The sequence below is a fragment of the Arcicella sp. BE140 genome, from assembly GCF_031456255.1.
Taxonomy (GTDB): domain Bacteria; phylum Bacteroidota; class Bacteroidia; order Cytophagales; family Spirosomataceae; genus Arcicella; species Arcicella aquatica.
The window spans coordinates 596,222-618,807 of the sequence record NZ_JAVDUE010000001.1; the positions used below are offsets into that span (position 1 = coordinate 596,222).

At 35.0% G+C, this 22,586-nt stretch carries 21 protein-coding genes; 10 read left to right on the top strand and 11 right to left on the bottom strand.

The window, feature by feature from the left end; translation table 11 throughout:
- Positions 1 to 3: 3 nt before the first annotated feature.
- The 5 genes from J2Y60_RS02465 to J2Y60_RS02485 form a co-directional block, all read right to left on the bottom strand.
- Positions 4 to 738: an acyl-ACP thioesterase domain-containing protein gene (locus tag J2Y60_RS02465; protein ID WP_309912107.1), complete on the bottom strand. Its 735-nt coding sequence runs from the start codon at positions 736 to 738 to the stop codon at positions 4 to 6.
- A gap of 270 nt (positions 739 to 1,008) precedes the next feature.
- Positions 1,009 to 1,734: a carboxypeptidase-like regulatory domain-containing protein gene (locus tag J2Y60_RS02470; protein ID WP_309912106.1), complete on the bottom strand. Its 726-nt coding sequence runs from the start codon at positions 1,732 to 1,734 to the stop codon at positions 1,009 to 1,011.
- Positions 1,735 to 1,857: 123 nt separating this feature from the next.
- On the bottom strand, positions 1,858 to 2,694 hold the full coding sequence (locus tag J2Y60_RS02475; protein ID WP_309912104.1) for a phosphatidate cytidylyltransferase: 837 nt from the start codon (positions 2,692 to 2,694) through the stop codon (positions 1,858 to 1,860).
- 23 nt (positions 2,695 to 2,717) lie between these two features.
- Positions 2,718 to 2,945 (bottom strand): DUF2007 domain-containing protein, encoded by a 228-nt coding sequence (locus tag J2Y60_RS02480; protein WP_309912103.1) that lies wholly within the window; start codon positions 2,943 to 2,945, stop codon positions 2,718 to 2,720.
- 37 nt (positions 2,946 to 2,982) lie between these two features.
- Complete coding sequence (locus J2Y60_RS02485; RefSeq protein ID WP_309912102.1) at positions 2,983 to 3,915, bottom strand: CPBP family intramembrane glutamic endopeptidase; 933 nt, start codon at positions 3,913 to 3,915, stop codon at positions 2,983 to 2,985.
- A 124-nt stretch (positions 3,916 to 4,039) separates the two neighbouring features.
- Between J2Y60_RS02485 and dusB the strand changes: the two genes are divergently transcribed.
- From dusB to frr, 5 genes are all read left to right on the top strand, one after another.
- Complete coding sequence (gene dusB, locus J2Y60_RS02490; protein ID WP_309912101.1) at positions 4,040 to 5,038, top strand: tRNA dihydrouridine synthase DusB; 999 nt, start codon at positions 4,040 to 4,042, stop codon at positions 5,036 to 5,038.
- Positions 5,039 to 5,216: 178 nt separating this feature from the next.
- On the top strand, positions 5,217 to 6,128 hold the full coding sequence (locus J2Y60_RS02495) for a DMT family transporter (protein WP_309912100.1): 912 nt from the start codon (positions 5,217 to 5,219) through the stop codon (positions 6,126 to 6,128).
- Between the two features lie 6 nt (positions 6,129 to 6,134).
- Positions 6,135 to 6,632 carry an acetyl-CoA carboxylase biotin carboxyl carrier protein subunit gene (locus J2Y60_RS02500; RefSeq protein WP_309912099.1) on the top strand — a complete coding sequence of 166 codons (498 nt, stop codon included), beginning with the start codon at positions 6,135 to 6,137 and terminating at the stop codon, positions 6,630 to 6,632.
- Between the two features lie 78 nt (positions 6,633 to 6,710).
- Positions 6,711 to 7,421 (top strand): UMP kinase, encoded by a 711-nt coding sequence (gene pyrH / locus J2Y60_RS02505; RefSeq protein WP_309912098.1) that lies wholly within the window; start codon positions 6,711 to 6,713, stop codon positions 7,419 to 7,421.
- A gap of 84 nt (positions 7,422 to 7,505) precedes the next feature.
- Positions 7,506 to 8,066, top strand: a complete 561-nt coding sequence (gene frr, locus J2Y60_RS02510) for a ribosome recycling factor (protein WP_309912097.1) — start codon at positions 7,506 to 7,508, stop codon at positions 8,064 to 8,066.
- Positions 8,067 to 8,274: 208 nt separating this feature from the next.
- Here the strand turns inward: frr and J2Y60_RS02515 are convergent, their stop codons facing one another.
- The 5 genes from J2Y60_RS02515 to J2Y60_RS02535 form a co-directional block, all read right to left on the bottom strand.
- Positions 8,275 to 8,691: a hypothetical protein gene (locus J2Y60_RS02515; protein ID WP_309912096.1), complete on the bottom strand. Its 417-nt coding sequence runs from the start codon at positions 8,689 to 8,691 to the stop codon at positions 8,275 to 8,277.
- Positions 8,692 to 8,764: 73 nt separating this feature from the next.
- Positions 8,765 to 9,820, bottom strand: coding sequence for a serine hydrolase domain-containing protein (locus J2Y60_RS02520; protein WP_309912095.1), 1,056 nt, complete (start codon positions 9,818 to 9,820; stop codon positions 8,765 to 8,767).
- Between the two features lie 278 nt (positions 9,821 to 10,098).
- Positions 10,099 to 10,998, bottom strand: coding sequence for a DUF4365 domain-containing protein (locus J2Y60_RS02525; RefSeq protein ID WP_309912094.1), 900 nt, complete (start codon positions 10,996 to 10,998; stop codon positions 10,099 to 10,101).
- A gap of 233 nt (positions 10,999 to 11,231) precedes the next feature.
- On the bottom strand, positions 11,232 to 11,978 hold the full coding sequence (locus tag J2Y60_RS02530; protein WP_309912093.1) for a hypothetical protein: 747 nt from the start codon (positions 11,976 to 11,978) through the stop codon (positions 11,232 to 11,234).
- A gap of 204 nt (positions 11,979 to 12,182) precedes the next feature.
- Entirely contained in the window at positions 12,183 to 13,127 is a 945-nt protein-coding gene (locus tag J2Y60_RS02535) for a patatin-like phospholipase family protein (protein WP_309912092.1), read from the bottom strand.
- A 178-nt stretch (positions 13,128 to 13,305) separates the two neighbouring features.
- Here J2Y60_RS02535 and J2Y60_RS02540 point away from each other — a divergent pair, with 178 nt between their 5' ends.
- Positions 13,306 to 14,280, top strand: coding sequence for a polyprenyl synthetase family protein (locus tag J2Y60_RS02540; protein ID WP_309912091.1), 975 nt, complete (start codon positions 13,306 to 13,308; stop codon positions 14,278 to 14,280).
- Between the two features lie 145 nt (positions 14,281 to 14,425).
- Here the strand turns inward: J2Y60_RS02540 and J2Y60_RS02545 are convergent, their stop codons facing one another.
- Positions 14,426 to 15,460 carry a LacI family DNA-binding transcriptional regulator gene (locus tag J2Y60_RS02545; RefSeq protein WP_309912090.1) on the bottom strand — a complete coding sequence of 345 codons (1,035 nt, stop codon included), beginning with the start codon at positions 15,458 to 15,460 and terminating at the stop codon, positions 14,426 to 14,428.
- 491 nt (positions 15,461 to 15,951) lie between these two features.
- Between J2Y60_RS02545 and J2Y60_RS02550 the strand changes: the two genes are divergently transcribed.
- From J2Y60_RS02550 to J2Y60_RS02565, 4 genes are all read left to right on the top strand, one after another.
- Entirely contained in the window at positions 15,952 to 17,232 is a 1,281-nt protein-coding gene (locus J2Y60_RS02550) for an MFS transporter (protein ID WP_309912089.1), read from the top strand.
- A 288-nt stretch (positions 17,233 to 17,520) separates the two neighbouring features.
- On the top strand, positions 17,521 to 19,488 hold the full coding sequence (locus J2Y60_RS02555; RefSeq protein WP_309912088.1) for a glycoside hydrolase family 88 protein: 1,968 nt from the start codon (positions 17,521 to 17,523) through the stop codon (positions 19,486 to 19,488).
- A 33-nt stretch (positions 19,489 to 19,521) separates the two neighbouring features.
- Positions 19,522 to 19,950 (top strand): nuclear transport factor 2 family protein, encoded by a 429-nt coding sequence (locus J2Y60_RS02560; RefSeq protein WP_309912087.1) that lies wholly within the window; start codon positions 19,522 to 19,524, stop codon positions 19,948 to 19,950.
- A gap of 187 nt (positions 19,951 to 20,137) precedes the next feature.
- The gene (locus J2Y60_RS02565; RefSeq protein ID WP_309912086.1) at positions 20,138 to 22,393 is read left to right on the top strand and encodes an OmpA family protein; all 2,256 of its coding nucleotides are present in this window, start codon (positions 20,138 to 20,140) and stop codon (positions 22,391 to 22,393) included.
- The last annotated feature ends 193 nt before the right edge of the window (positions 22,394 to 22,586 follow it).

Below are 22,586 nucleotides of genomic sequence, written 5' to 3' on the forward strand. Positions count from 1 at the left end.
ATTTTATACCTCCCAAACAGTTGCTCCTGTTACCAATTCTAATCCATTTTGGTTAACCATTTTGTGTATAAAACCTTCTGTTCCTCGCTGACTTTGAGTAATGATTTTATCACCAAAAAGACTTTCATTTTTAAAGATAATCTCAAATGTCTTCAGCACACCATCGTTTAATACATTGGTAGGTACGCTTTCCATCAGCCATTCCACATAGCGATTGTTATTCGCATGTTGGTTTGAATCAATATCATGCCAGCGAATATCAAATGACCTTTGGGTTTCAATACAAGTTAAAGGCACAATTTTTCCCGAGACCTTCTGTACTGGTTTTTCGCTGCCACAAGTAGGCGTAATGGCACGCATCCAATCGGGTACAGATGTAATTCTGCGACGTGCAATGTCAATCAAGCCAAATAGTGCATTGGCACGAATAATCTCTATGCCGTTGGCATCATATACTTTGAAATCACGGTAATAAAAGTATTTATCAATTTCTTGTACATACGTTTTTACAGTAACCGTTTCGTCATAAGAGGGCAATTTTTCAATCCAGATTTTTAAGCGAGATAATACCCAAGTAATATTATGTTGGGCTGTTAGTTCGGGGGCTGATACGTTGGCATCTACTGAATGTCGCCAAGCCATTTCTTGAAAAAGGCCATTTAATGCAGGGATTGTAAGATTGCTATGAGCATCTACTTCGGTAATTCTAATGCGATATGATTCTGTAATAAACTCCAATTTTCAATGTGGTTAATTCGGTTGTAAGTAAAGTAATTAATACAATTTAAACAAGGTTTTGTTTATAGTAAACAACTGATAACTAGTAGTTTGTAATGCTACTGCGACGGCGGGTCGTTCTCCAATCACTATTTGCTAATCATAATCACTACTTTATAAAGAAAAAAACTTCCAGAAAACAGTTCTGTAAACCGTTTTTCTGGAAGTTTCTATAATTGATAAATGCTGTAAAAATTACTGGAAATGTAACTAAGCAAAATAACATTAAATTTAATTTCCAGTTTTTTGTTCTTTCAAGAATTTCTGTCTAGAAATCCCCTCAGAAGGAGCATCTTCATATGCTTTTTTATACTCAGTCTTTTTTAAATCTCCATTTTTGATAGACTTGATAAAGTTTGCCCACGCAAAAGGATTGGTAAATGCCATCAAGGGGCTTTGCACAAAACTTCTATTAGCAGCAGCAAAGGTCATTTGGTCTGAGAAATTTTTGAAATTTCCAGCTCCACTCAAGCCTGCCCTGAGGGCTAGTACATTCAATTTAGATTGTTCAAGGTTTTTGGCTAATGCTCTTCTTCCTGCTTCATTATCTAACTTCATGTCTAGAAAAGCCTTCTTAAATTCATCCTCAGTCCTGTATGGGTAAATTTTTACTTCCGCCAACATTCTCGACTCTTCAGTCATAAAAATCGTAGCTACCTGAGTTTGTTCGTTGGTTCTAGGAATGATATAATACTTCTTTTTATAACCTACATAAGTAAATACCACACTATCGCCAGGATATACATACAATGAAAAATTACCAAAATCGTCTGTCAAAGTCCCTCTCCCAGATTGCGGATTGAAAACATAAGCATTAGGCAAAAAATCAGAACTACGGTCAGCCACAACTCTACCAGAGAAAATCACGGATTTATCCTGTCCTTGTCCAAAGCTTGTGTATTGAGATAGACAAATAAGTAAAGTAACAATTAATATGTATTTAAATCTTAGTAACATCGTTTCACTTTCAGATGATGAATTTTTATGTAAACTTACTCAATATAACGCTTTCAAATGAAAATCTTGTGTGGCTTTAACAGTTTTTAACGTTTGATAAGTTTAGTAGAATTCAGACTAAGTTTAGTTAAATAGCTTTAAAAAAGTAATAATAAACGGAATAGAAAGCAATAAACCATCGAATCTATCCAAGAAACCGCCATGCCCTGGAATGGTCGAAGCTGAATCTTTTATCTTAATACTTCTTTTGAATAATGATTCTACTAAATCTCCATAAGTACCTGCTACTACAATAATCGCACCACAACCAAACCACTGCCAAGGCAAAAGGTCTGTAAAGTATTTTGAAAGAATAAAAGAAACCAACATTGAAGCTAAAAATCCTCCTACGCTTCCTTCCCATGATTTTTTGGGTGATACTCTTTCAAATAACTTCGTTTTCCCAAATTTTGTTCCAGCAAAATAAGCGCCAGTGTCGCTTGCCCATAGCAAAAATAAGCAACCTAAAGGACGTTGCCAACTAAAATTTGTACTATTTAAAAATGCTAAAATGATAATCAGTGCAAAAGGCAAGGCAACATAAATAACACCGAGAAAAGTATAAGCGATATTTTTAAATGGTTTTTCGTCTTGTGCCTTATAAAGTTTGATAAAAAATATCAACGCCATCAAAGGCGAAAGGATATAATAATTAGCTTCAGGAATAATCCCTTTTTCAATTAAAAAGGTAACTGATACCAAAATGAAACCACAAAAGGTGCCATAGTAGGTGAGTGGCTCGTCGCCATCGAGTCCTAATAATTTATAAAATTCAAGCTGTGCTAAAATAGCAATAATAGCAAAAAGCCCAAAGAAAGTCCAATCGCTAAAAACAATGCAAAATATCAAAAAAGGAACAGCCACAACGGCTGCAATTACCCTTTGTTTTAGATTTGACATTCCTTGTAGTTTTTCATTCATATTGATTATTTTTTATTAATAGTTTATGCAATTTCTTTACTTTCTTCAAAACCACCCTCATTTTCCAATAAGAATTTCGCCAAAACGGCATCCTTCAAATGAACATATACTTCACAACGCCCAAAATGGTATGAACTATCTCTTTTACTGATAACCACAGTATTTATTTGATGTTCGTCTTCCAAATAAACTTTGGCAAGCTCTGCTCTAAATGGATTTGTAGACTCGTAAATTTTCTTCCAATCTGTCATAAATAGCATTGTTATCAGTTCAAAAAATCAAAAGTAATCATTCATTGTCTCTATAAATGCTATTAAGCCAGAACCAACGAAGTAAAATGATGGTAAATAAACCTGAAATCAACGCCATTGCTACGGGTACTGTTTTGGTTTGTTCAATATCCGTGTTTGTTACTTTCATCTGATACAAATATGCCATCAATAAAGTAAAGCCATTGTTCACAAAATGGGCAAACATAGAAAGCCATAGATTTTGGGTCCAATAATACAAATATCCAAACATAGCACCTAATAACATCCTAGGAATAAAGCCATAGAATTGGAAATGAATAAAACTAAACCAAAAAGCAGCAAACCAAATGGCTGCATGATGGTTTTTAAAGGCTTTTAAGGCTAAGTTTTGCAATACTCCTCTAAATAATAGCTCTTCGCTTATGCCTGCAAATACTGCTACTACTAATATAGCTAAAACAAATTGTGCAGGGTTTTTAAAGGTTGTAAGGAATTTGGTCAATTCTCCTGTTGATTTTTCAGCATTTTCCATCCACTCCTCTAATCCCTTTAATGAAGCAGGCAATTGTAGTTTTTGGTTAAGCTCTATAATCAAGGCATCAAAAGGCATAAAGCCTATGACTAATACCATCGTAATGAGCAATACATTTAAAATAGTAGGTTGGAAACTTAAAGATTGAATGCTTTGTTTTTCAAAAACGTACCAATACATCAACGATGCGCCAATAAATGGTAGAGGCGTAGAAAACACCTGAAGTAGCATGATACCTAAGTAAGTATTGGGATAGTCTTTGAGATGTTGTTGAAAAGAGATTGCTTTTTCAAATGGAGCACCAGTGACTAATGAAAAGGCAAAAAGCCCTATGGTTGAACCTACAAACATCAGAATTAATGTCAATCCAATTAAAATCATTAGCTTGGCAATAAACGGACGGTCAGTTTGTGGATTAAAAGTATCGAATTCTGTCATAATGGTTGTAAATTTACGTAAAAATTGGCAGTGAACAATTATAGCAAACAGAGTAAAACACAGTTTGAATTAATATTCACGAATAGGATGTGAAAAAACATTCAAGAATAATTGAAAAAGAACAATGGTTAAGATTAAAAACATAGAATTAGGCGAGTTTCCTTTATTGCTTGCTCCGATGGAAGACGTTTCCGATCCTCCGTTTCGTGCAGTGTGTAAAGCCAATGGTGCTGATTTGATGTACACTGAATTTATTTCTTCTGAAGGCCTCATCCGTGATGCAGCCAAATCCATTCAGAAATTAGATATTTTTGAATACGAACGCCCAATAGGGATTCAGCTTTTTGGTTCCGACATAGAAACTATGCGGAACTGCGGGGAAATAGCTACCAAGGCTGGTCCCGATTTGATAGATATCAATTATGGTTGCCCTGTTAAACAAGTAGCTTGTCGTGGGGCAGGTGCGGCATTGTTGCAAGATATTCCTAAAATGGTATTGATGACCAAAGCCGTAGTAGAGTCAACACATTTGCCCGTTACTGTAAAAACCCGTTTGGGATGGGATGATTCCACCAGAAACATTGAAGACGTTGCCGAACGTTTACAAGACATTGGCATTGAAGCCCTAACTATTCATGGAAGAACAAGGGTGCAAATGTATAAAGGAGAGGCAGACTGGCGTTTGATTGCGAAGGTAAGAGAAAATCCAAGAATTAGGATTCCTATTTTTGGAAATGGAGACATTGATTCACCTGAAAAAGCATTAGAATATAGAAATCGCTATGGCGTAGACGGAATCATGATTGGCAGGGCTTCCATTGGTTATCCATGGATATTCAATGAAATCAAACATTTTTTCAAAACAGGGGAGCATTTGGCTCCGCCAACGGTGAATGATAGGATTAATGTTTGTAAACAACACCTTGATTTCAGTATTCGCTGGAAAGGAGAACATACAGGTATTGTAGAAATGAGAAGACATTATGCCAATTACTTCAAAGGCTTGTCGCACTTCAAAGACTTTAGGATGAGATTAGTTACTTCTATGAATTATGAAGAGATTCTAAGTATTCTGAATGAAGTAGCCATATTTTATAGTGAGGAAGAACTCCTTGTTAAGTAAGAGTTGTGAGTAATCAGCCGATACGATTTTAAGGTATTACTGTAAATGCTTTAATTGACACAGCGACTACTTAAAACCTAAAAAAATAGCGAAGTAAATGAAAAGATTTGCTTCGCTATTTTTTTAATAATTCAATCAATGCCCAATAAACTTCCCTAATTTTCGACTAAAATCTTTTATGAAAACAACCCTTACTACTTCAACAACAGTACCTACAAAACTTCAAAACCCTTTACTTGTGTGGGGCCTATTGGCTCTTTTAGCTGGCATCTGGGGAAGTTCGTTTATCCTCGTTAAAAAAAGCTTGACCGTCTTTGACCCTGCACAGGTGGGTTCAATTCGTATTTTTTCAGCCTTTTGTTTCTTTCTCCCTTTCTTTATCATCAATATCAAAAAGATTCCTCTTAATAAAGCCGTCTATTTTCTATTGGCAGGTTTATTAGGCAATCTTCTTCCTGCTTATTTGTTCTCGTTTGCAGGGTCAAAATTAGATAGCGGTGTTTCAGGAGCGTTAAACTCTACTACCCCTTTGTTTACGCTGATTGTGGGAGCACTTTTTTTTAGTAATAAAATCACTCAGCGTCAAGGTATCGGCATTGTGCTTGGTTTTGTTGGGGCTTTATTGCTAATATTAGCTGGTGCTACTGGTTTTCATGTGAATGGCTATGCTTTTTTTGTTATTGCGGCTACTCTATTGTACGGTATCAACCTGAACATCACTAAAAAATACCTGACGGGGTTGGGCATAGATTCTTTCTTAATCACCTCAAGTATTTTTATGACTATCGGCCCAGTAGCAGCAGGAGTATTGTTTTCGACCGACTTTGTATCAAGGCTACAACAACCTAATGCATTGCAAGCGTTAATATTTGCTATGTTATTAGGCGTTTTAGGTTCTGCTATTGCAATGGTGCTCTTCAACCGTTTAATTCAAATGACGAGTGCTGTACTAGCAAGCTCTGTTACTTACCTGATTCCAATAGTTGCTATCCTATGGGGCGTACTTGATGGAGAAGCTATAATATTTCAGCATTATTTAGGCATGAGTATCATCCTTATTGGTGTATATTTGGTGAACAAATCTAATTAAACATCCATGTTGAAAGCCACCGTAAATCAGCAAACATTTAACATTGTATCAGACAAGACAGGTACAACCATTGATGAACAACCACTAGATTGGGATATTGTTGAAATCAGGAATAATCATTTTCATATCCTGTACAACAATCGTTCGTATAATGCTGAGGTATTAGAGGCCGATTATCAAGCAAAATCGTTCTTGATTAAAATGAATAATCGTCAATATGTGGTCAATGTAAAAGACCGCTTCGATATTTTATTAGAACAATTGGGCATGTCTGAAACAGCTTCTACTAAAGTAAACGATTTAAAAGCCCCCATGCCGGGACTAATCGTATCGCTATTAGTGCAAATAGGCGATAGCATTAAGAAAGGCGATTCTTTGCTGATTTTAGAGGCAATGAAAATGGAAAATGTGCTAAAAGCTACGGGCGAGGGTATCATTAAGAACATTAAAGTGAGTAATAAACAAAATGTGGAAAAAAATCAAGTTTTAATTGAATTTGAATAAGTCTCGATTGTGAAACCGACAATTTTCCACGCCAAATAAAAAAAAAGTATATCTTTGCCTCCGAAAAAACCTTAAATCATGGACAAACCGAAGTATAAACGAATTCTTCTCAAGCTATCGGGCGAAGCCCTCAGTTCAGATGGTGAAGTAATAGACCCATCAATTTTAGAGCAATACGCTCTTGAAATTAAGAAAGTAAAAGAATTAGGTGTTGAAATTGCCATTGTTATTGGCGGAGGAAATATCTTCCGTGGTGCAGCTGCTGCTAAAGCTGGTATTGACCGTGTTCAGGGAGATTATATGGGGATGCTCGCTACCGTTATCAACGGAATGGCGATTCAAGCTTCTTTAGAAAAACACGGAATGTTTACTCGTTTACAGACTGCCATCAAAATGGATGCTGTTTGCGAACCATTTATTCGTCGTAGAGCAATGCGACATTTAGAAAAAGGTCGTATCGTAATTTTCGGAGCGGGAACAGGAAACCCATATTTTACGACAGATTCAACAGCGGCATTACGTGCAATTGAGATTGAAGCGGATGTAGTATTAAAAGGTACCAGAGTTGATGGCGTTTATACTGCCGATCCTGAAAAAGACCCTACTGCTACGCGTTATACACATCTTTCGTTTACAGAAGCTATCAGCAAAGGTTTAAAAATCATGGATACTACGGCATTTACTTTATGCCAAGAAAATAAAGTTCCTATCATTGTATTTGATATGAACAAAAACAACAATTTAGCAGATTTAGCAAAAGGAGAAGAAGTAGGAACTTTAATTAGTTAATGATATGGGTTGACCGATGATGAATTTAAAGCAACATCGAAGCCTTGTAATCAGCATATAAAATCCGAAATCATATATTAAGCAATGGAAGAAATAGAATTTTACATTGATGCAGCGAAAGAAACGATGGACGGAGCTTTAAAGCACTTAGCGATTGAGCTTTCAAAAATTCGTGCTGGTAAGGCAAGCCCTTCAATGTTAGATGGTATTCAAGTAGATTATTATGGCATGATGACGCCCCTAACAGGTGCGGCATCTATCAATACACCCGATGCTCGTACAATCGTTGTAAAACCTTTTGAAAAGAAAATGATTGCTGAATGCGAAAAAGCAATTCGTAATTCAAATATTGGTTTAGCACCGATGAACGATGGTGAAATTATTCGTTTAAATATTCCACCACTTACCGAAGAGCGTCGTCGTGAATTAGTAAAAAGAGTAAAAGCTGAAATAGAAACAGCTAAAATTAATGTGAGAAACGTTCGTCAAGATGCGAACAGCTCTATTAAGAAATTGAAAAATGAAGGCGTTTCAGAAGATGCTGTAAAAGCTGGCGAAGAACGTATTCAGAAAATCACAGATAGCTATATTGTTAAAGTAGATGCTGTATTTGCTGATAAAGAAAGAGATATCATGTCAGTGTAGTTTTGAGTTGTGAGTGAAGAGTTTTGAATGCTGAATGATAAAATTTCAGTATTCAAAACTCTTTGTTTATGAGTGTTTCATAAGATTATTTCTACAATAACCCTATGGTATGGTAGCAGTTAGAGACTGCATTTATTTGTAGGTCTAAATGAAAAACACTTAGACCAGTGAGGGGTGATGCTGTCTTTTTTCATATACTATTTTGAGCTTAATCCTCGAAGTCAAAACTATCAAGTGTCTTAATTTCAATTTCGTACCAACTAGGCTCATATTCTTTTTCTTGTTTTTCCATTTCGATAACATACTCTTTAGCTTCTGATTCGGTAAAAAAAGCTTTGATGATTCTACTACCAATTTGTCCAAATCCTTCGTCTACTGAATTAATCAAATATATTATTCCATTTGATAGCCCCTCGTGAAAAACCAAAATATCAGAAATATCTTCAATACTTACATCTACATCAAGATTTACTGTTCTGTACGATTGTTCTGACCATTTATCTATATTTTTGCATTTTGCTATATATAATTGTTTTGCATTATTTGCAATTTCAATTGTGCTGTAAACACCAAGCACAATACTTTTTCCGTCGTATGGAGAAATATATCGTTCAAGTACTACCATAATTACATATTGTTATTTTTTACAAAGTTCTTTCAACTTGCATTCGGGCATGGACTCTTTCTGTGTTACCTATTTAAGGTTTTGGGCTTCTAAAATAATAGTCTGATAAAGCTCTGACAATAGCTTTTGGATTAGCTTCGTCTGTATTCGTCATAATAATGATTGTCAAATTGTCATTTACAAAACGGGCATAATGCGAACGAAAACCAACATTAGCACCACCATGCTCAATTACCTTGTGTCCGTTATATTCATCAATTGTCCACCCAAAGCCATAATAGGCTTTTGATTTCGGATCGTCTATTGTTTTTATAACAGGTTGCCATAACCGTTCCCAGTTCTCTTTTTTCAAGATACTACTTTTCTCTCTCAACACCTTCTCCCATAAAATCATATCAGAGCTAGTGGAAAGAAAACCACCGCTTGGTCGTACTGCATACATTGCATCAGCATTTACCAACACTCCATTTTTATGCATATACCCATTAGCACGATGAGGAATAATAGGATAAAAATCGGTCATGCCACTGTTTTTCATACCGGCAGGAATAAAGAGTTTTTCTTGTATATAATCCTGCCAAGGCATACCACTTACTTGTTTGATGATTTCTGCCAACATATAATATCCAAGATTACAATATTGGTATTTTTCACCAGTCTTGAAATCAAGTGGCAAGGAGTAAGCTGATTTGATAATCACAAGATCGGGTTGAATAATTGAATTATTATAAGCAGGGCCTTCTCTTTTTAGTCCAGAAGTATGCGACATCAAGTGTCTCAAACGTATCGGCCTCCATGTTTCAGGAGCATCAGGAAAAAATTTGTGAACATCATCTTCAATGCTTAGTTTTCCTTCCTCCTGTAATTTCAGAATGGCTGTGGTAAAAAATTGTTTGCTGACAGAGCCGAGCCGAATAACAGTTTCAGCTGTTACAGGTGCATTGTGTTCTACGTTTGCTAAACCATATCCCTTATTCACTTGTGGTTGCCCATTTTTAATCACTGCAAGGGAAAGTCCAACAATTTTTTGCTCGTTCATTATTTTCTGAACAATTAAATCGGTGCTATCTACCTGCCCATAAGCTACTACACTAATTAAAAGGAAAAAGGTAATCATTTTACTTTTCATGAAACTGTATTTTAGAGATTAAATGTGTGATATGATATGGGTTCGCTCAGTATTAGGCGTGAGCACGATGATTTTTCGATTGTTTGTTTGTCGGATTATCTAAATGTTTTTCATATATATAGTTTGCCATTTAGTATGAAGAGTTTAAAATTCAGTATTCAAAACTCTTTTTTATGATTATGGGTGTTTTACTAATCGGTGCGTTGCTGACGCAAGTATTGTTGGTGAACAAACACCAACAATGACGAAATCTGCAAAATCAATGTTGCTTGCTTTTTCTACCAGCTTGGGAGCTGTCCATCTTCTCTAATGTTAATTATATAATTATAGATGCTAGGGTTTATTGTCAACCAATATGACATTTCTCCATCTAAAAATTCTTTTAATCCTTTAATGATTTTTAATGTAAGTTTTTGAAATTCTCCAACCCATTCTGTTAAGTCATGTTCATAGAGTTCGTAGTGTAGAGCGTCGCCGAATTTTTCTCTGCTTTTTTTCTTTAACTCTCTCATTGGCGGTATTGGATTGTCTAAGTTAAAGTAAATGCATAAAAATTTATAGTTACGATGCATAGCTTCAAAGTAGATTAAATCAGTACCTTCAATGCCTAAATGATAGTCTCTGTTATGGTGTTCAATTTGAAAGTCTTGGAAATGTTGAAGACTAGTTAAAAAAAACAATAATTCATTTTCAAATTGTTGTCTATAATGTTCATAATAGAAGTAAAATTTGAAAAAAAATATTCCATCTTTACCTTCAAAAAGTGAGCTCCGGTTAAACGTATAGTTGAAAGTAGATTGCTTAATAAATTCAGAAAAATTTCTTTTAATCCAATAGTCAACAGATAGCATAAAAATTTCTTGTTTTTCTATGTCTGCAAGAAATATAAAAACTGGAACCGCAAACTTGTACCAATAGTTTGATGTAGCTATATCAATTCCTATCAAAGTGTATGTATTCTCTCGAGTCCACAGTATAGTTTGTCTTGATTTTAGTTGAATAAGAACAAGCTCACCTGTTAATTCATCATCATCATTTACAAGTTCAAGGTAACAGTCAATTCCATAATCTCTTTCGGTAACTTCTCTTATAATCCAAGAGTCGGGTATTTTAGATTGAAATAATTTAAAAGATGCAGTTTCCGAAATATGTTGTTTAGATCTTTTAGGTAGCTTCATTATTTATGGATTGTGTGTCACAGTAACATAGTATAAGCTAGTAAGGCTATGTATAAGTTGGGAAATAGAATGGTGTCTGCCTACAATAACTAATCACTGCTGAGTGAAAGTATAAAGTTAAAACAAAGATATTCGTCCAGCTCGTACAAAAGCTGAATAACATTACAAATGCTCATTGTTATTCCGTTTGCTTAGCTTGCATAAAACCCAATGTTATCTGGAGGCATTTATCATTACACTTTGTTTAATACTTTAATGTCTTGAAATGTTGTGATGCCAAATTTATAATTCTGTATAAAATAATATCGTGTCGTATCTGCTTTTACTTTTTCAGAAAGTTCTTCAATACTTGGATATTTTGTCGGTTTTGTAGCTGTTGCAATTATAAGATCGTAGCTGTTTAATTTTTCAGTGTCCTTTTTGTCAACAGGTGAAAGCCAGTTTAAACTCAAATTCCCTTTTTTGTCAATACACGGCTTTTCTCGTCCAATTTTAAACTGGGAAATATCTAATGTGCCTTGTTCAGAAATTTTCTCACTCCATTGAGTTATTAATGATTTTTTAGTCTCTTTACTAACTGTTTGGGGGTTTGTTAATAAGCCCATACAACACCAAATCTTTTCTGTTCCTTTTTCTTTTGATAAAAGTTTTCCGTTCATTCCCTCAGCAATTGAAGTTTCTTTTACTTCACTCATTAAGTCTGTAAATGTTGTCAAAAGTGTCTGTTTAAATGGTACAAAAAAACCTGTTCCTTGTTTAGTAGTCCTACAAGAATTAGAAAAAGTCATTGTATAAATATCCGAATTAGAAAGTCTGCCATAGCGAATTGGAACCTTAACCATTATTTTATTGTCAAGCGATAAATGCTTTTCCCGCCATAATTTTCTTAAGTTGTCCTCCTTTTCGTTCTTTAAATGATCTTGCCACAATAAAGAACCAATAATTAATACACCGCCTTTTAAGTTTATTTTCTCTGTCATTGTGGAGTGTTTCTATGTGCTTGTAGGTAATTATATATACAATATTTGCGTTTTTTTCTAAAAAATAAATGTTTGAAATTCTTACAAAGCATTTCATATAATATGACTACTTCATTTATTTAGTGAAATACCATGTCAAGCTTTGAACATGCATGAGCTTTTAGATAATTCATCACTCACAATTCACTAACTCATCACTAAAAACTACAACTTATACCCCCTCATTTCCTCCATTCCCTGTTCATAACCTAATAAAATCATCCTTTTAATATCATCACTATTAAAGGCTTGAATATCAATGTTCAAATGATGTTGAGGGCGAATGATTTTTAATTTTATTCTGGATTGCCCTGCCAAAATACCAAATTGACTTGGTGAGCCGTCGGCTGGTAAGCATTCATTTCTAAACTCTGCCCAGTCTAAGTCGGCATTCAAACATTCATTTACAGCAATATCCATTACTCTGTCAACCAAAGCTAAAAGATTGCCATAAGGGAAATATCCTCCGTCAATATTACGCGTATGACAGGCTACGCAAATAATTTCAGTACCGCCATCTTGAATAGCCTTTTTAACAGGTGCTACATCACGCATACCTCCATCCAGAAAAGCCATATTATTTTGCCCGCCAATATTGACTACGGGCATCAAAATAGGAATAGCAGAGGATGCCATGATATAATCTAGAAAATGATCATAAGAGGAATTGGCGTAAACCATATTGCCATTAATAATGTCCACAGCACCAACTTTTAGCTGTACAGGACTAGCATTAAGGTTTCGCATAGAAATGTTATTATTCAAAATTTCTCTTAAAGGTGTTGTATCCAATAAACCTTCAAAATTCCTACGAATAGCACTTAACCCTAACTCATAAGTACCTCTTCTGAGTGACAAACACTCGGGGGCATAAATGTTGTCTATCCAAAAATCGCATAAATCCTTTGATGACTGACTTAAGTTAATATAGCCATCATTTTCAATACTTTGTCTGCCAAAACTGTTAATCAGATAAGACGCATTCATACTGCCTGCAGAAACACCATAAATGGCATCTGGGGAAAACCCTGTTTCAAAAATTGCTTTAACAACACCTGCTTGATATGCACCTTTTACCGACCCACCCGCCAAAACTAAAATTTTACTCATAATTAAATATTGATTTTTAATACTCCAGTCAAGGTTTGGTATGCACTTATGAATGAACAATTTAGCAAAACAAACGATTCATTGAATAACGAACTAAAAAAATAAATTTAGGTTATTAATTAAGGCAATATACATTTTTTTAGAGAAAAGCGTAATTTGCAAGCCATTTAAAAATATCATGAATTTATCTATCAAAGAAATACAGGCTCCTATCCTTACTGAAATGAATGCTTTCGAAGGAAAATTTAAGGAGTTTATGAAAACGAAGGTTATGCTGTTGGATACGATTATGAATTATATCGTACAACGCAAAGGCAAGCAATTACGCCCGATGTTTGTGTTTTTATCAGCTGGAATTTGTGGAGAAATCACTGAAAAAACCTATCGTGGTGCTGCTTTAATCGAATTATTGCATACGGCATCGTTGGTTCATGATGATGTGGTGGATGATTCTAATTACCGCCGTGGATTCTTCTCGGTAAATGCACTTTGGAAAAATAAAATTGCCGTTTTGGTAGGCGATTATTTATTAACCAGAGGACTTTTATTGTCGGTTCAACATAACGATTTTGAAAACCTGAAAATCATTTCTACGGCTTTCCAAGAAATTACGGAAGGAGAATTATTGCAGATTGAAAAAGCTCGCCGACTGGATATTACTGAAGACGTTTACTTTGAAATCATCCGACAAAAAACGGCAACCCTTATTGCTGCTTGTTGTGCCGCTGGTGCTAGTTCAGTAGGGGCAGATGAAGCAACTGTTGCCAAAGCACATTCTTTTGGAGAGAAGGTAGGTATTGCCTTCCAAATTAAAGATGATTTGTTTGATTATGGTGATGCTGAAATCGGTAAACCTTTAGGGATTGACATCAAAGAAAAGAAAATGACATTGCCCTTGATTTATGCCTTGAACAAAGCGAATTGGAGCACCAAGCGTAATATCATTAATATCATCAAGAACGAGTCTGATAACCCTAAAAAGGTAGCAGAGGTCATATCATTCGTAAAACAATCTGGAGGCTTAGAATATGCCACAAAAGTGATGAAAAACATCGTTGAAGAGGCACAGAATATTCTTTCTACCTTCCCTGATTCTATCTATAGAAAATCATTGGCTGGATTGGTTCAATTTACGATTGAAAGGACTAAATAAATTAAACATAACTTGTTAAAAGATTCTTAAGTAATCAGTACAATTTAAGCCATGTTTTCATTTGAAGTAAATAACTGATAGGTAGTAAATTGAAATACTACCGCAACGGCAGACCATTCACCAATCACTATTTACTAATTACTACCTATAAATCAATCAGAATCCTGTTATCAGAAGATTTCCTGATAATCAATTCTGTATATAATTTAAACGTTTGATACTTTTTGGGTAGTTTAGATGTATTTTCTATTAGCTCAAATAATAATTCAGCCGAACGTTTACCCATCTCTAAAGCTGGTTGTACAATGGTGCTTAGTGATGGCGCTAGGAGAGAAGCCACTTTTAAATTAGTAAAACCTATCAAAGCTACCTCCTCGGGAATCTTAATTCCTCTTTTTTGTAGGGTACTTAAACAACCTAATGCTAACCTATCACTAGCCGTAAAGATGGCATCAGGAGGGTTGCCATTTGTGAAAAGTTGGTCTATCACAAACTCAATATCCTGCAAGCCATAATTACAGTACTTTAGCAAAGATTCGTCAACAGGAATATTATATTTTGCTAAGGCTGCCAAATAGCCTTTTACTCTTTCTTTGGAAATTGACAAATGTGGCGAAGCCGCAATATGGGCAATCCTTTTCCTTCCTATCTTGATTAAATGTTCGGTGCCTGTAAACGAGCCTTCAAAATTATCTGAAATCACTTTATGTGTATCTATTTCATCCGAAATACGGTCGAATAAAACGATGGGTAAACCTTTGTCATGCAAGCGTTTCAAATGATCTACGTTAGTCGTTTGTCCCGACAATGAAATCAATAAACCATCTACCCGTCTTGATGTAATATGCTGTGTATTAATTACTTCTCTTTCGTATGACTCATGACTTTGAAAGATAACTACCTGATAACCTTTGTTATAAGCGATATCTTCAATACCATTAATGGCCTGTGAAAAGAAAGGATTATCAATTTCAGGGACTATTACACCAATAGATCTGCTCTTGTTTTCTTTTAAACTTAAGGCAATTGGATTGGGCTGATAATTGAACTTTTCAGCATATTCCATCACCAAGCGTTTGGTTTCTGGATTAATTTCATGACTCCCTCTCAACGCTCTCGAAACGGTTGAAGTCGAGAGGTTCAAGGCTTTAGCAATATCTTTAATGGTAATATGTTCCAAAATGTTATTTCTTTGAATTGTACAAATTTTTGATTCCTTTTCTCGTGCCGTTTTTGCTGTGTTGAAATTACAATTTTTAGCTAAATAGGTTATCCTACAAATATAGAAATTTAAATTTTGTATGAATGGCAACGTTCCCGAAAAGATTTACGAAAAATATTCAATAAAATGTTTGTATCCTTCTACTTTAAGAGATATGTTTATCTAAACCTTTGTTCAGAACAGACAATAGAACAAAATACCATTTCTTGAAATAATCTAGTTATACTAGTTTACTAAAACGCTTTTTTGGGGGAAAATATTTTTCAATAATTTCTATTAAAAGAATAAGGCTTAAATACTGTATAATTACTCATTAATCTGGAATCATTTTTTATAAATCAAGTAAAAAATAAGTGTTTTTCCCTTTTAGTGAAGTATGATTAATGTTCATTTTTTAGATAGAGATGAAGATATTAATTGCTTAAATTTTATAGTATAATCCCAAAAAAATGAACAAGACGATTGGTAAGTACCGTTGGCAAATAGTTGCGCTACTTTTTTTTGCTACAACCATCAACTATTTAGACCGACAAGTGATAGGTCTTTTGAAACCAACTTTAGAAAAACAATTTAGTTGGACAGAAACAGATTATAGTAGAATAGTAATAGCCTTTCAGGCCGCTTATGCACTGAGTTTAATGGCTTTTGGTGGTATTATTGATAAGATAGGTACAAAACTGGGCTATACAATTTCTGTGATTATGTGGAGTCTTGCTGCCATTGCTCATGCATTTGCAAAAAGTACTTTCGGGTTTGGCTTAGCTAGAGCGGCGCTTGGTTTAGGGGAGGCGGGCAACTTTCCAGCAGCCATTAAAGCAACGGCTGAATGGTTTCCCAAAAAAGAAAGAGCTTTGGCAACAGGTATCTTTAACTCAGGAGCTAACATTGGTGCAGTAGTAGCACCTATTATGGTACCTTGGATTTTGGGTTCTTATGGTTGGGAAATGGCTTTTATCATTACAGGTGGAATAGGCTTTATTTGGCTAGTTTTCTGGATAATTTATTATGAGATTCCATCGAGACATAAAAAATTAGAGAAAGCTGAATATGACTATATTCATAGTGATGTTGAACCCGTAAATGCTAATGAAAAGCCTGTTACTTGGATAAAGCTTTTTGGCATTAGACAAACCTATGCTTTTGTTTTTGGAAAAATGTTGACAGACCCTATTTGGTGGTTTTTCCTATTTTGGTTGCCGTCATATTTTTCAACGAGGTTTAATTTAGATTTGAAAAAACCAAGCTTGCCTTTGATTTTGGTTTATACAGCTACTACCATCGGAAGTATTGGTGGAGGATATTTATCAGGATACTTTATCAAAAAAGGTTGGGAAATTCCCAAAGCCAGAAAAGTATCCATGTTTATTTTTGCTATTTGTGTAGTACCAATTATGGCTGCCCGTTATGCCACTAACATCTGGGAAGCTGTAGCGTTAATCAGTATTGCGGCGGCGGCTCACCAAGCTTGGAGTGCTAACATTTATACAGTAGCATCAGATATGTTTCCTAAAAAAGCAATTAGTTCTGTCATTGGTATTGGTGGAATGGCTGGCTCAGTAGGAGGAATGATTTTCCCTTTTGTAGTAGGTTCGTTACTGGATACTTACAAAGCCTCTGGTGATATCAATGCAGGGTATAATATCATCTTTTTATTATGTGGAAGTGCGTATATTTTAGCTTGGGGAATTATGCATCTTTTTGCTCCACGCAATGCTCAAGTAGAGATTTAAGTAATAGGGGAATTGAGTGATTTAGTGAATGAGTGATTTAGCGATTAATTGTTTGATTATCACTAAATTATTCTACACGGATGTCGTTTAGGTTCATTACTTAATATAAAATAAACGATGTTGTTGTATCAATTAAAGTATTGAATATTAATGTTTGACTTTCCTAATCAATTGTTACCGTTGAAGTGCAACCTATTTTAGGCAAGGATAAAGGACAACTCACAACTCACAATTTATCACTCACAACTCATTGCTTACAGCTCAAAACAAATAATTATTTAACAAAAAATGCAAAGAAAACTTTTTTTTACCATTCCTATTGTTAGCAAGTGTAGTATAATTCTTGCTGGAATTTGCCTTTTCTTTTCGATGAATACTTCGTTTGCACAAACGAAATGGTCTACGAGAATGGCAGATATTATGCTAGACGTTCACAAAGACTCTATTACCTACAAAGAAGAAGGAAAGCGTGCTCGTTGGGACTATGAACAAGCTATTCTTTTGAAAGCCATTGAAAGAGTATGGTATCGTACTGGTGACGCTAAATATTATCGTTTTATCTTGAACAACATGGATTCTTATGTAAACGATAAAGGAGAAATCAAGACGTACCGATACGATAATTTCAATTCTGATAATATTACAGGTGGTCGTTCTTTAGTAATGCTTTACCGTGAGTCGGGTAAAGAAAAGTTTAAATTGGCTGCCGATTTGCTTAGAAAACAACTTTCTGAACAACCACGTACTAAAGAAGGAGGTTTTTGGCACAAGCAAATTTATCCAAACCAAATGTGGTTAGATGGTTTGTATATGGTAGAGCCTTTCTATGCAGAATATAGCAAAGCTTTTAATCAGCCACAGAATTTTGATGACATCGCCAACCAATTTATTTGGATGGAAAAAAATGCACGTGACCCTAAAACAGGCTTATTATACCACGGTTATGACGAAAGTCGCGAGCAAAAATGGGCAGATAAAACTACTGGTGTTTCTCCAAACTTCTGGGGACGTTCAATCGGTTGGTACATCATGGCTTTAGCAGATGTGTTGGATACTTTCCCAAAAGACCATCCAAAACGCAAAGAACTAATCGCAATTTATCAAAGACTAGCGGCTGCTATCGTGAAATATCAAGACCCGAAAGAAGGTTGTTGGTATCAAGTTGTGGATAAAATCAATGGTAAAGGCAATTATCTTGAAGCATCAGGTTCTTCAATGATGGTTTATGGATTGGCAAAAGGTGCTAGAATGGGATACATCGATAAGGCTTATTATCAAAATGCTAAAAAAGGATATGACGGGATTTTAAGAAACTTTATTTCTACAGAAAGCAATGGCATCAATCACCTTGAAAAAGTAGTATTGGTAAGTGGCTTAGGCGGAAATCCATACCGTGACGGTAGCTATGAATATTACCTTAAAGAACCTATCCGTCGTGATGACTTAAAAGGCATGGCTCCATTTATCATGGCAAGCGTTGAAATGGAAATTGCTGAAGATTTAGGGGTAGGTGCAGGCAAAAAAGTAGGATTAGACAATTATTTTAACCACGAAATGCGTACTACGCGTGAAGGCATTACTGAGCCATATCATTATACATGGTATGATGGTAAAGATTCTGGCTTTACATTGTGGGGAAGTATTTTCGAAAATTATGGTGCTGAATTATGTACAGTTTCGACTGCACCAAGAGCCGAAAATTTAAAAGATTTAGATGTTTATATCATTGTTGACCCTGATACTAAAAAGGAAACACCAAACCCTAATTTTGTAGAAGCACAGGATATTACAGCGATTGAAAACTGGGTAAAAGCTGGGGGAACTTTAGTATTGATGGCTAATGATTCTGCTAATGTGGAATTACCACATTTCAATAAATTGGCCGCTAAGTTCGGTATTCAGTTTACTAACAAAAGCATCAATATGGTGAAAAATAATGTGTATGAACAAGGACGTGTAACAATACCTGCTAATCACCCTATTTTTAAAGATGTTAGTAAAGTATTCGTAAAAGAATTATCTGTTTTATCGGTAAAATCACCAGCAAAAGCAAGTATTAGTGAAGGCGACGACGTTATCATGGCAGTAGCCAAAGTAGGCAAAGGAACAGTATTTGCCATTGGTGACCCTTGGATTTACAATGAATACTTAAACGGAAAACGTTTGCCAATGGAATTTGAAAATTTCAAAGCGGCTAAAAACTTATCAGTTTGGTTGTTGCAAAAAGGCAATACTAAAACACAGAGTAAAAAATAAATAATGTGCATCCGCACAATAAATTTTAACATAATGAAAACGCTATTAATATTAGGTACCATCTTATTAGGAACGATAACCATGAGCCAAGCACAAACAGATGATGAAGCAAAAGTAGCTGCTGCCGTCGAGACATTTAGAAAAGCTGTAGTGGATGCAGACAAAGCAACACTAGAAAAAATATTGGATGATGATTTGAGTTACGGACATTCGGGCGGAAGTTTAGAAGGGAAAGCTCATTTAATAGAGACTTTAATGAATGGCGATTCTGATTTCAAAACAATGGATTTGACAGAACAAACAATCAAAATTTTTGGCAATACTGCCATTGTTCGCCATAAGTTATACGCTGAAACGAATAATCGTAATGTACCAGCAACGGTGAAATTAGGCATTTTGCTTGTTTTCCAAAAAACTAAAAAAGAATGGAAATTAATTGCTAGACAAGCCGTTAAAATCTAAGCTTCAAAATATTATTTACCTAGTGAAAGTAAAGGTTTGGATGAATTTCCAAACCTTTTTTATTGGTTTTAATCTTAAAACCTAAATATCTTGTGCTAGTTTTGAGATATTGTTTGTTATTTTAGATAAATAATACTGTTAAACAATTATCATTCAACACATTTATAGGTAGTATACCATTACTATAATGATAACCCAAATCTATAAAATAGGTCTAGTTTTATGTGTGTTTTTGCTTGGCACATTTGGGGATGTCTATGCTCAAACCAAACTAAAGGCTGCTAATTATCAATTTGAAAAGCTAAGTTACCTTGAAGCTATTCGTTTGTATGAAGATTTTTTACGTGAAAGACAAGACATTCAAAGCACCTTAGAAGCATTAAGAAAACTTGGTTTTTCTTATCGGAAAATACAAGATACTAAAAATGCAGAAAGAGTATATTTCAATATCATTAAAGATTATCCTGATGTTGAAAGTGAGATTTATCTGTATTATGCACAGGCCTTAGCATCCAATCAAAAATATCGTGAATCGCAGAAATATTATTCATTGTATGGCGAAAAACAAAAAGCTGATTTAAGAGGAAAGCGTTTTACGATTTCATACATGGATATGAGTCAGTTTTACCGAGATTCATCTTCCTATAAAATAGAATACCTCAATATTAATTCTCGCCAAGCAGACTTTAGTCCGATGTATTACAAAGGTGGTTTAGTTTTTTGCTCGGCTCGTGACGAATCTGGGGTAATAAAACGTGTTTTTGGATGGAACCAAACGCCTTTTCTAAATTTATACATTGCTACCGATACAGCTTTGTTATCGCCCAAATTGGGCTTACAGGGTGCTACATCGTTAGGGGGAATGTCGTCAAGCACCAGTAATAATGAAGCAGTTGCACAAGACCTACCATTAAGCAAAATTGAAGATTTTAGCAGAGTGCTCAATACAAAATACCATGAAGGGCCAGTGAGTTTTTTTAAAGATTGGAAACGGGTTATTTTTACAAGAAATAACTATAACAATGGTAAGGCGAGGCAATCAAAAAGTGGTACGAATGGACTAAAATTATATATTGCCAATTTAAACAAAACAAATTGGAGCGATGTAAAAGAGTTGCCCTTTAATAGCAATGAGTATTCCTGTGGGCATCCTGCATTGAATGTAGATAATACCAAACTGTATTTTGTTTCCGATAAGCCCGGTGGTTTTGGCGGAACTGATATTTATGTAGTTGACTATAGCAATGGAAGATGGGGAACGCCAGTAAATGCAGGACGGGAAATTAATACAGAAGGAAATGAAATGTTCCCCTTTATCGATGAGAACGATAACCTATATTTTGCCTCGGATGGACATGAAGGACTCGGCGGATTAGATATTTTTTATGCTGAAAGAAAAGATGGTGCATTCGTTGGAACGGTAGTGAATGTAGGTGCTCCTTTAAACTCTGAAAAAGATGATTTCGGCTTGATTACTGATGGTGCTAGAAATTCGGGGTACTTTTCATCAAACCGTAAAAAGGGCATTCATGATGACAATATTTATAGTTTTAGAAGAGAGTGCCATCCATTAAATATTATGGTGTATGATGCTTTGACGAAGGCTCCTTTAGAGGAGGTTGATATTAGAAGTGTAATTAATGGAGAAAATCAAGAATTGAAGGTGACTAATGCAGAAGGGGCTATGTCAATTTGCTTACAATCGCTATCTGAGTATGAGTTCAAGGCGATTAAAGAAGGCTACCAGATGAATTCAATTACGTTCTCTACCAGAAGTAATACTGCTCAGAACACTACCTTGGCTATTTATCTTGAAAAATCTAATACTTCGGTATTAAAAGGTATTGTGAAGTCGGAAGTAAATCAGAAGCCAATTGCAGGTGTACAAGTAACCTTAGAAAACCAACAAGACAAGACTAAGCAAACCGTCATTACGGGTGAAGATGGAGAGTATGAATTTGAAGTTAAGCCCGAAACAGAAAATAAGTTAACGGTTGAAAAAGATAATTATGCTACCAATAGCGAAGTAATTAAGAACATAGATAATCGCCAACATATACAAGAAATGTATGGCAAAGGAGATATTATCAAACTAAATAATATTTATTATAACCTTGATAAGTATTTTATCCGTGCTGATGCTGCCAGAGAATTAGAGAATACGCTTTTGCCAATTCTCCAGAAATATCCTACTATGAAAGTTGAGATTCGTTCACACACGGATTCAAGGGCGAGTGCGGCCTATAATTTGGAGTTATCACAGAAAAGAGCCAAAGCTGTTGTCGATTTTTTGGTTGAAAGTGGCATAGACCCTAATCGCCTTGTGGCTAAAGGGTACGGGGAAAACCAACCCATTAATGAATGCATCGACGGAGTGCCTTGTACGGAAGAACAATATCAGGAAAATAGGAGGACAGAGTTTAAAATATTATCAGTGAAATAATATTGCGTAATTGTTGTTTCACGAAAAGCCAAGAACCATTACAGTTTACTGTGGTTTTTGGCTTTTTTATTTCCATTAACCATTTTTTTAACCAGAACTTTTCCAATAATTTATTATAATATAAATAGTTGAGTATTGAAATGCTTAAAATCTCTTTATAATAATAACAGATTTTACTTAGCGTATATCGCTA